At 72.2% G+C, this 12,430-nt stretch carries 11 protein-coding genes and 1 pseudogene; 9 read left to right on the top strand and 3 right to left on the bottom strand.

All coding sequences use genetic code 11. From position 1 onward, the window contains the following. The first annotated feature begins 6 nt into the window (after positions 1–6). On the top strand, positions 7–1,047 hold the full coding sequence (locus tag IE294_RS09230) for an LGFP repeat-containing protein (protein ID WP_189884201.1): 1,041 nt from the start codon (positions 7–9) through the stop codon (positions 1,045–1,047). 14 nt (positions 1,048–1,061) lie between these two features. After that, positions 1,062–2,069, top strand: coding sequence for an LGFP repeat-containing protein (locus IE294_RS09225; RefSeq protein WP_189884199.1), 1,008 nt, complete (start codon positions 1,062–1,064; stop codon positions 2,067–2,069). A 50-nt stretch (positions 2,070–2,119) separates the two neighbouring features. Here the strand turns inward: IE294_RS09225 and IE294_RS09220 are convergent, their stop codons facing one another. Further along, positions 2,120–4,432, bottom strand: coding sequence for a helix-turn-helix domain-containing protein (locus IE294_RS09220; RefSeq protein ID WP_189884197.1), 2,313 nt, complete (start codon positions 4,430–4,432; stop codon positions 2,120–2,122). Positions 4,433–4,614: 182 nt separating this feature from the next. Here IE294_RS09220 and IE294_RS09215 point away from each other — a divergent pair, with 182 nt between their 5' ends. The 3 genes from IE294_RS09215 to IE294_RS09205 all read left to right on the top strand — a co-directional run bounded on the left by IE294_RS09215 (position 4,615) and on the right by IE294_RS09205 (position 6,717). Beyond that, entirely contained in the window at positions 4,615–5,691 is a 1,077-nt protein-coding gene (locus IE294_RS09215) for an AfsR/SARP family transcriptional regulator (RefSeq protein ID WP_189884195.1), read from the top strand. Further along, complete coding sequence (locus tag IE294_RS09210) at positions 5,688–6,386, top strand: DUF6585 family protein (RefSeq protein WP_189884193.1); 699 nt, start codon at positions 5,688–5,690, stop codon at positions 6,384–6,386. Before IE294_RS09215 ends, IE294_RS09210 begins: the two co-directional genes overlap by 4 nt. Positions 6,387–6,486: 100 nt before the next feature. Next, positions 6,487–6,717 (top strand): hypothetical protein, encoded by a 231-nt coding sequence (locus tag IE294_RS09205; RefSeq protein WP_189819454.1) that lies wholly within the window; start codon positions 6,487–6,489, stop codon positions 6,715–6,717. Between the two features lie 1,067 nt (positions 6,718–7,784). Here IE294_RS09205 and IE294_RS47395 read toward each other — a convergent pair. Next, positions 7,785–7,982 (bottom strand): annotated as a pseudogene (locus tag IE294_RS47395) (MerR family transcriptional regulator); the annotation flags it as partial. 35 nt (positions 7,983–8,017) lie between these two features. Then, entirely contained in the window at positions 8,018–9,028 is a 1,011-nt protein-coding gene (locus IE294_RS09200; RefSeq protein ID WP_189884191.1) for a ScbA/BarX family gamma-butyrolactone biosynthesis protein, read from the bottom strand. Positions 9,029–9,119: 91 nt separating this feature from the next. Here IE294_RS09200 and IE294_RS09195 point away from each other — a divergent pair, with 91 nt between their 5' ends. From IE294_RS09195 to IE294_RS09180, 4 genes are all read left to right on the top strand, one after another. Beyond that, positions 9,120–9,743, top strand: coding sequence for a ScbR family autoregulator-binding transcription factor (locus IE294_RS09195; RefSeq protein WP_189884189.1), 624 nt, complete (start codon positions 9,120–9,122; stop codon positions 9,741–9,743). Continuing rightward, positions 9,740–10,609, top strand: coding sequence for an NAD(P)H-binding protein (locus IE294_RS09190; RefSeq protein WP_189884187.1), 870 nt, complete (start codon positions 9,740–9,742; stop codon positions 10,607–10,609). The genes IE294_RS09195 and IE294_RS09190 overlap by 4 nt, the downstream gene beginning before the upstream one ends. Before the next feature lie 62 nt (positions 10,610–10,671). Beyond that, positions 10,672–11,439 carry an SDR family NAD(P)-dependent oxidoreductase gene (locus IE294_RS09185; protein ID WP_189884185.1) on the top strand — a complete coding sequence of 256 codons (768 nt, stop codon included), beginning with the start codon at positions 10,672–10,674 and terminating at the stop codon, positions 11,437–11,439. A 404-nt stretch (positions 11,440–11,843) separates the two neighbouring features. Then, positions 11,844–12,425, top strand: a complete 582-nt coding sequence (locus IE294_RS09180) for a TetR family transcriptional regulator (protein ID WP_189884183.1) — start codon at positions 11,844–11,846, stop codon at positions 12,423–12,425. Positions 12,426–12,430 lie beyond the last annotated feature (5 nt).

Raw genomic sequence — 12,430 nt, 5'->3', positions numbered from 1 at the left:
AATCAAGTGCGCGCAGTCCGCTTACGACGCGCGAGAGCAGGCGGCACAGCCCTGCTCGCCGCCCTCACGGTGCTGACCGCCCTCAGCAGCGGCCCGGCGAGCGCCGACAGCATTCGACCCCCGAAGATACCCGGCCCCCTCGGTCACGCCGCGCCCGCCACGGCGTACTGCGACATCCCCGCGGAACGCGACATCGCGGTCACCCGCAAGGTCTACGAGGTCGGCCAGCGCATGAACGTCTCCCCGAAGGTGATGCTCGCCGGGTTCGAGACCGGCTGGGTCGAGTCCCGGATGAACAACCTGGCGTGCGGGGACCGGGACTCGCTCGGCGTCTTCCAGCAACGCCCCTCGCAGGGCTGGGGATCGCCCGAGCAGGTCCTGGACGTCGACTACGCCGCGTCGAAGTTCTTCGAGGTCGCCGAGCAGATGGAACCCGGCATGGAGGGCAGCACCGCCGGGCAGCTGGCCCAGGCCGTCCAGCGCTCCGACTACCCGCTCCGCTACGACCAGGCCGAGGGCACCGCCGTGGCGCTGCGGGACGAGGCGTTCCAGCCCTACGGCACGATCGGGGCGAAGTACGGCGGCATGGGCGGCCCGGGCAGTGTCCTCGGCGCGCCGGTCCGGGCCGAGGAGGCGGCCTCGCTGGGTGGGCGCTTCCAGCAGTTCCAGAACGGGATCATCCTGTGGCACCCGGACGTGGCGTTTGCGGTGTACGGGGATGTCCTGAGCAAGTTGTGGGCGACGGACGCGGAGCGGCGCTGGGGTTTCCCGACGATGGACGAGGCGGATGCGTCGCGGGCGCCGGACGGGACGAAGGGGCGGTACCAGTTCTTCGAGCGGGGGTTGTTCCTGTGGTCGCCGTCGACGGGTACGCACGTCGTGCATGACGCGATCTACGACGCGTTCCATGCGGGGGGCCACGAGAGCGTCCTCGGGTATCCGACGACCGACGAGACGGACGAGGCCGGCGGCGGGCGGATGCAGCGTTTCCAGAACGCCACCATCCACTGGCACCCCGACAAGGGCACCTGGATCACCGACAACTGAACGGGAGAACTCCCTTGAAGTCCCTTCACCGCACAGTGCTTCGCACGGCGGCTGTGGCCTCGGCGCTCCTCGTCACCACCTTCTGCGCCGTACCGGCCGCGAGCGCGTCGAGCCCCGACGGGCCGATCGGCCGGGGCGAGGCCATGGACCGCGCCTGGTCGTGGATCGCCGAGCAGGTGCCGTACAGCCAGTCCGGCTGCCACGAGGACCAGTTCGGCTGCTACCGCCCGGACTGCTCGGGCTACGTCTCCATGGCCTGGCACCTGAGCAGCTCCCTCACCACCTGGGGCCTGTGGGACGTCACGTCCGGCATCCCGGCCGACGACCTCCAGCCCGGCGACGCCTTGCTGCGGGACTCGGGCGGCGTCGACCACGTGGCGCTGTTCGTCCGCTGGGCGGACCCGGCCCACACCCGGCCGGTGGTGCGCGAGGAGTACGACTTCGGCCACGTGGCCGAGGAACGCGTCTGGAACGACGGACTGCGCGGCTTCTCCCCCCGCCGCTACAACGCACTCGACGACCTCGTGCCGTACGGCACCATCGCCGTCAAGTACGACAGCATGGGCGGCCCCGGCGGCGTCCTGGGACAGCCGGTCCGGGGCGAACGCGACTCGTCGCTGGGTGGGCGCTTCCAGCAGTTCCAGAACGGGATCATCCTGTGGCACCCGGACGTGGCGTTTGCGGTGTACGGGGATGTCCTGAGCAAGTTGTGGGCGACGGACGCGGAGCGGCGCTGGGGTTTCCCGACGATGGACGAGGCGGATGCGTCGCGGGCGCCGGACGGGACGAAGGGGCGGTACCAGTTCTTCGAGCGGGGGTTGTTCCTGTGGTCGCCGTCGACGGGTACGCACGTCGTGCATGACGCGATCTACGACGCGTTCCATGCGGGGGGCCACGAGAGCGTCCTCGGGTATCCGACGACCGACGAGACGGACGAGGCCGGCGGCGGGCGGATGCAGCGCTTCCAGAACGCCACCATCCACTGGCACCCCGACAAGGGCACCTGGATCACCGACAACTGATCCGCACCACCGGCACATCGCTCGACGGACACCTCCCCGGGACCGCCGGCTCATCCTCGCCGGCGGCCCTGTGCGAGACGGCTCTGCAACCGGGCGTGGCGGAACTGGTACACCGCACCCGCCTGGCGCAGGACGCCGCGCTGGTAGGCGTCGTCCAGGAAGGCGGCGACGGCCCAGGGGAGGCGTCCGGTCAACGGCAGCCAGATGCGGGTGAGCAGACACCACTGGCCCCAGGCGGTCAGGGTCAGCGTGTAACCGAGCGCGCCGCCCAGACCGCTGATGGTGCCGAGCATGAGACTGCCCGTGGGGTCCATGACGAGCCGGCCCAGGTGCCCTTGCAGCAGATCCACCACCACCCCGATCCCGAATCCCACCGCCGCGCCGAACACGGGTGCCCAGAAGCACAGTTGGGTGAGCACCGTCCGGCGGTCGGTGCGCAGGACGCTGCCCGGGCTGACGGCGGAGACGATGTCGAGGGGCGTTTCGAGGAGGCCGAGGAGGCAGAAGGAGAGCCCGGCGGCGCCACCGAAGACCAGCCCGAAGACGATCGCGTCGATCAGCCCGAGCTCCAGCGCGGACGACAGCCCGGCGTTCCAGCCGAACGCGTGCAGGAGGCCGATCACGAAACCGTAGGCGAAGCCGAAGAACGCGCCGCCCAGGGCGCCGATCACCAGCCGGGGACCCGCCCGCCACGTGGTGGTCTCCGGCCGGCCGCGGATGCGCAGCCGTACGGCGGACGGCTGGACGTCCTTGCCCGTGACCGTGTACGTGAACCAGTGCACCAGCCCGAACAGGAGACCGGCCAGTGGGCCGACGATCGTCCCGTCCAGCACGCCACCGGCCAACGAGCCGCTGAAGGCGGCGGACATGGCGCCGTCGACCAGTCCGATGACCAGCGCGGTGACGAGGGCGGTGACCAGAGTGCGGGTGGAACTGCGCAGGCCGTGGCCGAGTCGCCACCAGGCCAGGTCCGGAGTCCTCAGTTCCGTCAGATGGCGGGCGAGGTGGCCGAGCCAGCGCTGGACGCGCTCGGGGTCCCAGCCGCGCGCACCCGGTCGGGAGCGGCGATAGACGGTGGGAAGGAAGTTGTCGAGCAAGTGCTCCTCCAACTCCCGTACCCCGGGGAACAGTCCGGTGTCGAGCAGCTCGGCCGGATCGTGCTCCGGCGTATCGCTGTAGACGGTGCGGGCGAGCGCCACCATCAGCGGCGTCGACAGGACCGTGGCGAGCGGGGCCGGTGACCTGTCAGGCGAGGGCTCGCGCAGCTTGTTCAGCACGGACTGCCAGGCGCCCGCCGCCGGGTCCGAGCGGTCCGTCTTGCGGGTGGTGCGGGGCAGATAGTGGTCCAGGTCGTCCAGGGTGAGATCGACGAGTTCGATCGGCGCGGCCGAGGTCAGCACATCCGTCTCCTCCACCGCGGCGGCGTACTCGGCGGGGCGGCTGGTGAGCACGAGCGGCAGCGTGGTGGCGTTGAGGGCCTCGAGCGCGGGCCGACGCAGACCGTCGGCCATCTCGTCGAAGCCGTCCAGCACCGGCAGTACGCGGCCGGAGTCGACCAGCGCGGAGGCCAGGCTGACCTTGCCGGGTCCCGGGGCGGCCGTACCGGGATAGTCACGCGTCAACTGCTCGGTCAGCCAGTCGCGCAGGGTGACGGCCGTCGGGTCCCAGGCGCCGATGCTGAAGATCACCGGAACGGGCTCGGCGGGCGTCCGCGACCTCAGATGGTCCAGGACGAAGCGCAGCGCCAGGACCGACTTCCCCGACCCGGACCTGCCGAGGACCACCAGCCGCCCGGAGGGGACGCTCCGGTAGGTCTCCGCGATGCCCTCCAGCCGGCCGCTCAGATCCAGCGGGCCGCTCGGGGCGCCCGGCGGGAGGCGGCGGATGTTGGCCCAGTGGTCGGTGAGCGTCTCGCAGGCGGCCTTCCAGCGGACCGGCAGCGGGTACGGGTCCTGGATCCGCCGCTGCTCCTCCTCGCGCTGCCAGCGGGCCGCCACCGCCCTCGCGAGTTGCTCGGCCGCCTCCGTCGGCGCGGCCCGCACCGCGGGCGGCGCCACGGCGGGCCCACCCGCTTGCGCCGCGCCCACTTCCGGAGCACTCGCTTCCGCCTCGCCCGTGGCGCCCGCGCCGCCGCCCCGGCGCCCCGGGACGGCGGCACCGAGTAACTCCTCGCGGTCCTCGCTGCGCAGGGCCAGCGCGTCGGCCAGCTGCTGCACCGTGGTCATCCGCGGGTTGCTGCGCTTGCCGGTCTCCAGGCCGCGGATGGTGCTCACACTGACACCGGAACGCCGCTCCAGCTCGTCCTGGGTCAGTCCCGCATCCTCGCGCAGCCGGCGCAGCACCGCGCCGAACTCACCGGCCACAGGCCATGGCCCTTCCCCCTTGAGTTGTCCGTTTCCGCAGGTCGGGACTCTAGCGCGGGCACCGGTCACATATGACCGGTTGAATGCTCTGTCCACATTTCCTGCACGACGGCCAGCCTCGACCACATCGACGAAACGACCGGGGCGAAGGGATCGACCGGTCCGGAGAACGGGGAGTGGCCATGCCGACGACGACCGCGGGCAGGTGTGACCGGGGCGTCACGGGTCTCACCGCCGAGGAACGCGACGTGCTCTACGCGCTCGGCTGCGGCCTGGGGAACGCCGAGATCGCCGCCGCCCTGGTCCTGCCCGAACAGGTGGTGGCCGAACGGCTCGGCCGCGTGCTGGAGAAGCTGGGGCTGCGCGACCGGGCCGCCGCCATCGTGCACGCCTTCGACTGCGGTCTGGTCGTACCGGGCCAGGGACCGCGCCGGCCGGTGCCGGGGAACACCGCCGCACGCCGCACCGGCACCGCGTCCGGCCCCTGGCTGCGGGTGTCGGTGCTCGGCCCGCTGCGGACGAAGCTCGCGGGCCGGCCCGTGGACGTCGGCCCTGTGCGGCAGCAGGCCGTGCTGGCGGCGCTCGCCCTGAACCCGCGCCGTTCCGTCAGCAGGCGGCGACTGTTGGAGGACGTCTGGGGCAGGGAGATGCCGGACGGCAACGTCGTACCGGTCTACGTGTACCGGCTCCGCAAGATCCTGCGTCTCGGTGAGCGCCCGGACTCGGTGATCCGGCGCGACCGGTACGGATACGGACTGGTCCAGGGCATCGCCGAGGTGGACGCGCTGTGCGTGGACGACCTGGTCACCCGGGCCGAGGAGGCCGAACGCACCGGCGACCTGCCGGGGGCCGTACGGCTGTGCGCCCGGGCGCTGGAGCTGTTCCGCGGCGAGCCGCTGGCCGGACTGCCCGGGCCGTTCGCCGAGTCGGAGCGGGTGCGGCTCGCGCAGCGCAGGGTCGGCCTGGCCCAGCGGAAGGCGGACTGGCAGCTGAGGCTGGGCCGGCGCCTGGAGGCGATCACCGCGCTGTCCGCGCTGGCCCTGGAGGAACCGCTGAACGAACCGGTCGCCGCGACGCTGATGCACGCGCTGCGGCGCGACGGCCGGCGGGCCGAGGCTCTGGCCGTCTTCGACCGCGTCGCCCGGCGCCTGGGCGACGACCTCGGCGTCGCCCCGGGCGACCTGCTCCTGCGGGCCCGGCGGGCGGCACTGCTCGGGGAGGACGCCGGGCCGGGCCGGGGCCGGGCGGGCGCGGCGTGAACGGGGCGGCGGACGACCGTGAGCGCGCCGAGGAACTGCTGCTGGCGCGGATCTCCGCGACCGCAGGACGGGCCCGTCTGGGCAGGCGACGCGCCACCTACCGGGCGCCGCCCACCGAGCCCTGGCGGTGCCGGCCGGCCACCGCGCGGGTGCGGCGCCTGCTACGCGCCGACGGCGGACCGGCCACGAGCCCGGGCGCCCGGCTGGACCTGTACCAGCACGGTCTGACAGCCGCCGTCGGCCGGACGATCCACGCCGTCCGCTTCAACACGACAGTGGTGCGCCGGCGCACGGTGCTCACCTCGCGCGGCGTCACCGGCGCCCTCGTGCTGGTCGACGTCCATGGCGAACGGGTCGTGCTGCGCTGCGGCGACTTCGCCCGGCCGCAGGAGTGGTGGTCCGCGATCTGCGGGGCCGTCGTCGCCGCGCAGACCCCACGGGCGCTGGCCGCGCTGCGGCAGGGCGCGCGGCTGGCCTTCGGCCCCCTGTGGGCCACCGCGGACGCCGTCGGCTCCGCCCGGACTTCCCTGCGCTGGAGCCAGGTCCAGCGGATCGAGGTCCGCAACGGTTTCGTCGCCGTCCGCACCGGCGGCCGCTGGCTGCTGTGGGCCACCGCCGCGTCCGGGATCCCGAACCTCTGCGTCTTCCAGGCCCTCACCGAACACCTCGCCCGCGCCGGGCGGGACGACGACTGACGTAGGGCGCTCGAACCGGCCTCGGCGTCCGGCGGACTCGGCCGGCGGCCACCCGACCCACCGAACCCGGAACGACCAACGAATACAGAAGGAGACAGTCATGGCCGACAGCTACCGGTACCGGTGCGGTGAGTGCGGGCACCGCACCTCCTGGGGGAGCGAGTCCCAGGGGGAGAAGGCGATCGAAGGGCACTACCGCCGCAGCCACCCGGCCGTCGTCCCCGGCGGGATGGTCGAGTTCCGCAAGGGATCGTCCGGCGGCGGTGGCGGCGGATGCCTGCTCGCCCTCGTCATCCTCGTCGTCATCCTGATCATCGCCTCCCAGCACTGACCAAGCACTGCACACGACTCCTGGGCGGCCGTTGCCGGAGGGTAGGTACTGCGTGCGTGACCGAGCGGTCCGCCGGGCGGCACTCGTCCGGCGGACGCCGTCACTTCTCCCGGCCGACCGTCTCCGGGAGCGGGTTGTGGAAGCGATCGGTGACGCCCTGGGGTTTCGCCTGTCGAGGCCCGGTGCGAGGCGGTCACACCGACGTCGCGTCGGCGGCGCAGCGGCCGGGGGCCGCCCCGCGCCGGGGGAGCGGCAGCAGGAGCTGCTCGGTGGCGGCGGCCCGGGGGCGCAGGAGGTCGGCGTCGTGCGCCCTGCCCGCAGGGCCCGGCCGGCCGCAGCGTTGAGGCGGCGCCGGCCCGGGTACCGGACGAGGAGGCAGGAGACGGGTGCGGGGCGACGCAACGTGCTCGTGGCGGGAGCTGCCCTGGGGGCCGCGGGGCGCTCGCGGTTGTGACGCTGGTGTGGACGGCTCAGGCGCCGCGGTTGTCCGGCGGTGACGTCGTCGCGGCGCGCCGGCCTTCTGTCCGGCTGCCAAGTGGCAGGTCTGCTGCGGGTGTTGGTGCTCATCGCCCACCCGGCATGCGGTGGGCAGTCCTGCTGGGACCGACCGGTTCGGCTCACCCTGACAGCTTGGTGCGCCGCGACGTGGAGGCGACCGCACCCGACGCGCGGCACCTGGTCTTCGGCGTCGACCTGGAGGAGATCCGCCTCCGGCCCGGTCCCGCCGGCCCTCGCCGCCCCATGCGCCGTGCCGCGCCCTGCGACCCCGGCCGGAGGAACGCCGGACTCCTTCGACGAACCTGGCGTGGGGCTGCGGGCACGGCGAGACTGGCAGCGGTGGCGGCCTGCCCCCTCCCCGCTCGGGTACGCGCCGACGGCCTGCCCCCTCCCCGCTCGGGTACGCGCCGACGGCCTGGCAACTCCTCGTCGGTACGGCACTGCTGCCCCGGTGCCTGCGACGCTCGGCCCGCCGGGCTGTCGTGGGTGCCCGGGCGGGCCGCAGCGGACCCCGGATGCTGCGCGGGTGAGGGCGTTGTCGACGGCATCGGCGGGCAGACAGGACGCGATCACGCCTCCTTGTCCCAGACCGCAGGGTCCCACAGTCCGTCGGCCTCGCCGCGGGCAAGGTGTCCGGCGTAGACGCCGACCTTCCAGGCGATTACCCGAGCGACGCTCCTCCAGCGCCTGGATCTGTGCCTCGACACGGTGCTGGTGTGCGTCGAGGAAATGCAGCCGTTCGCCTCGTTGCCCGGGCCATGCCGTATACGAGTCTCCTCCGGAGCGCTACGAGCAGGGCCGCCTACCGGGGAAGCACCGGACGCCGGCTGTCGGGCGCGACGTGACCACCGTCGGCGGTCGGGACCGGTGACGGCGTCGGGGACGGCCGTTCCAGGGGCCGGGCCGGGTCCGTCTCGAAGACGACCTCGCCGCTCAGACAGGTCCTGCCGTCCTGTTCTATGACCGCCTTCAGCGCGTTGCGGCGCAGGAACGCGACCGAGACCCAGGCGGGGCTGTCCAGTTCCACCCAGCCCTGGAAGGACACGGACATCCCTGTCACCGTGCTGCCGGTGGACGGGGAGACCGCGTGAGCGGCCTGACGGAGCGCTTCCAGGAGAAGCATGCCGGGGGCGTGGTCGACGGGGTGGTCGAACAGCACCGGATGGTCCTGGTCGGCGCGTAACTGCCAACGGCCCGCGTCTTCCGCTTCGGCCAGGACCACGTTCCCGGCCAGGACGTGCCCGACCGCGGCGGGCGGCAGGGCAGGGGGAAGCGGCAGGGAACGGTGCTCACCCCCGAGGTCGCATCGACCGCGCAACCGGCGGTACACGGCCGGGGAGTGGTTGGTGAACCGGGTGCGGGCGGTGCCGACGTGACGGCCGTTCAGGAGGACGGCCGCGTGCATGGTCATCGAGACCAGGCAGTCCTTCCTCATGCGGACGTCGGAGCACGTGATGTCCAGGACGACGTCGGCCCGGGAACGCGGTATCAGCATGGCCCGTGGCTCGACCTCGAAGCTGAAGTCGTCCCAGACCAGATGGCTGCCGAAGGGTACGCCGTAGGCGACGTGGGACAGCAGCGGGAAGGTCTGGCGCACGGTCTCGACGAAGAGCAAGGAGTCGAAGCGTCGGTTGCCAGGCCGGTAGAAGGCGTGGAAGCGGGGCCACTGGGCCCGGACGGTGTGCCGGTCGCCGTCGTGAGTGGTCCAGCCGGTCAGGAGCACTTCGGTGGCCGCGTGCTTGTGGACGAGTTCTTGAGGGACCTTCCCGATGGCCTGTGGTCCGCTGCTTCCGTAGCCGTGTAAGTGGGACATGCCGACGTTTCCCCCCGTATCGATGGCCTGCTCGACAGCGATGCGGTTAACATAAATGACACTATCTATGTCTGTCGAGGAGTGATCGCCAGTGCCGACTGCCAAGGCGGAGCAGGCTGCCCGTACGCGCCAGAGAGTCCTGCTGGCGGCGGCAGAGGTCTTCGACGAGGCCGGTTACGAGAAGGCGTCCGTGACCCAGATCGTGGAACGGGCGGGACTCACCCTCGGTGCTCTCTACTTCCACTTCGGCTCCAAGCAGGGACTGGCCGAAGCCTTGATGAACGCCCAGCCGACGACGATAGAGCCCCGCCTCACCTCGACCGGGTTGCAGCGCCTGGTGGACATCACCCTGGTGTGGGCGGACCGCATGAAACGCGATCCGGTCCTTCGCGCAGGGGTCCGTCTCGCCACCGAACAGGGCAGCCACGGCATGAACGACGCCACCTCCTTCGAGGAGTGGCGCACGCTGATGTGCAGTCACCTGGACGTGGCCCGGTCCAGCGGTGAACTCCGCGACGGCGTCGACACCGACCGGCTGGCCCGCTTCGTCGTCGGCGCCTGTACCGGGATGCAGATCTACTCGGATCTCGCGACCAAGCGCGACGACCTCATGGAACGTGTCTGCGACATGTGGGACTTGTTGTTGCCCAGCATCGCCTCGGAAGCGGTGCTGCGCGACATCCACGTCGGCCCCACGCGTCTGCCCGCCCAGTGACCGTGACAGCGGCCGCGTCCCGGCACGTCGTCCTCACCGGGGCCACCGGGCAGATCGCTTCGCTGATGGTGACGCACCTGGCGCCCCGTCACCGCCTCACCCTGACCAGCCGCACGCCCCGTCCCACCGGGCAGCGGTCGGGCGTCCGGCACGTCACCTGTGACTACGGCGACGTGGACGGCCTCGTGGACGCCTTTCGCGGTGCCGACGCCGTGTTCGTCGTCACGAACGACCCCACACGGCCCGAACACGACCGCAACATCCTGCGCGCGGCTGACAGGGCTTCGGTGGGACACATCGTCAAACTCTCCGCCGCGGCGGTGCGCGACGCCGCGGCGCACGATCTGATCACCGAGTGGCAGCGCACCAACGAGGACCGCATCAAGTCGAGCGGCATCCCGTGGACCATGATCCAGCCGCGGTCGTTCATGTCGCATGCCCTGGCGTGGGCGTCGAGCATCCGTGGCAGCGGCACCACGTATGCGCTGCACCCGCACAGCCGCAACGCGTGCATCGCGCCCGAGGACGTCGCGGAGGTGTCGGCACGCGTCCTCGGCGACAGCCGGCACCACTTCCAGTCGTACGAGGTCACCGGCCCGCAGTCGCTGTCGGCCCACGAACAGTCGGCAGTGCTGGCCGAGGTGCTCGGACGCCCCCTCACCTGCCGGGAGCTCTCCCGCGAGGAGGCCCACGCCACCTATACACGCAGGTACCCACCGGTGATGGCCGACGCTCTCCTCGCAAGCGCCGAGCGACAGCGGGCCGGTGCCAAGGCATTCACCACGGACACGGTCGGGCGGCTGACCGGAAGGCCCGCGACCACCTTCGCCCAGTGGGCGACCGGTCACAAGGACCGTTTCGAGTGAGCGGGCGGCTGCCGTGCCACGGAGAGCCGTGCCCGACGAACCCACCCACGCCAAGGAGACCCATGCCCTCACAGGGCCTGCTGCACGGCAAGACGGTCCTCATCACCGGAGCGAGCAGCGGCATCGGTGCGGCGGCGGCGGAGCTCTTCGCCCAGGAAGGGGCCCGCGTCGTCCTGGCCGCCCGCCGCGCGGACCGGCTGCGGGAACTGGTGGCCGCGATCGGCGCAGCGGGCGGGCAAGCCACGGCCGTGGTGGCGGACGTGACCCGCGCGGAGGACATGCACGCGGCCGTGGAGACGGCGCTGCGGACCTACGGCCGGCTCGACGCCGCCTTCAACAACGCGGGGTGGACCTCCACCGGTACGCCCATGCACCTGATGGACGATGCGGAGTACGACCGCATCATGGACGTCAACGCCCGAGGCGTGTGGAACGCGATGCGGGCACAGATAGCCGTGATGCTCGAACACGGCGGCGGCTCCATCGTGAACACTTCCAGTGTCGCCGGGATGCGAGCGACCGGCGCCTCCGCCCCCTACATCGCAGCCAAGCACGCCGTCATCGGCTTGAGCAGGGCCGCGGCCGACGAGTACGCGGAACAGCGCATCCGCGTCAACGCACTCGCCGTCGGCAGCACCCGGAGCGAGCTGATGGACCAGGTGCTCTCCGACACGCCCGCGCTGTTCAAGCCGTTCACCGAGCGCGCCATGCAGCAGCGCCTGGCCGACCCCGTGGAAATCGCCCAGGCTGCCGCCTGGTTGTGCTCGGACCGCTCGTCGTTCACCACGGGCGCCGTCATCGCAGCCGATGGGGGATGGACGGCCCGTTAGCCGCACGGCAGCGGCGGACTTGCTCGAAACGCTCCGAGTTCTCCTCGTTCTCGTGCCGGTTACCCGGTGCTCACCATAGGGTCGGAGCGCCCGTCGAGCCGCCGCCGCGGGACCGCTCCGCCCGCGGCCACGGGCAGCCGAACCTGGGGACGGTACATGGGAGACCTGACAGGCCTCGTCATGGCGAAGGCCGACAGGAAGCCGGCACGGGGTCCGCGTCGCGCGACAAGCCCCACGACGCCGCCCCCGGCGGGGCGGGCGGGACGGGCTCGGCGGGAGACGCCCGCGCAACCGCCCGCCGTGACGCCGACCGGCGTCTGACCGGCCCGACCGGCCCCACCGCATCCGTTGTCCGTGGGCCGGCCCGCACTCTCACAGACGTCCTGACTCCCCGAGGCCCTTCCATGAAGAACAGAGAACGCGCCGCATGCACCCGCGCGAACCTCGTCCTGGCAGCAGCGCGCCACTTCGACCGGCACGGTTACGACGGTACGACGCTCAACTCCGTCTGCGTGGAAGCGAACGTCACGCTCGGGGCCCTCACCTTCCACTTCCGCTCCAAGGCGGCACTGGCGTCGGCGGTGGTGGAGGAAGGCATCGTCGAGCTGGAGCGCCTCAGCACGGCGAACTCCGCGACCGGTCGCCCCCTTGACGGCCTGTCCTCCCTCACGCTCGGGGTGGCCACGGCACTCCAGACCGCCGTGGTCACCCGGGCCGCCGTGCGGCTGGTCGAGGAGGGCCACGTGCGCTCCGACTGGCCCGGTGCCTTCCGCGCGGAGGTCCTGCGACTGCTGGAGGAGGCCGCCCTCGCCGGTGAGCTGGCCGCCGACGTACGGCCGGCGACCGCGGCGCACCTCATCATGTACGTGATGGAAGGAGTGGCGGCACAGTCCCGGAGGGCCGCGGCCGAGGGCGGTCCGGCGGTTGCCGACATCGCGGAGGTATGGCGCGCCGTGCTCGGCGGCCTGGCACCGCACATGTCTTGAGCCTG

This window comes from Streptomyces canarius, assembly GCF_014650735.1.
GTDB lineage: Bacteria > Actinomycetota > Actinomycetes > Streptomycetales > Streptomycetaceae > Streptomyces > Streptomyces olivaceoviridis.
Note: the sequence above shows the minus strand (reverse complement) of the source record. Positions and strands in the feature narration are given on the sequence as shown.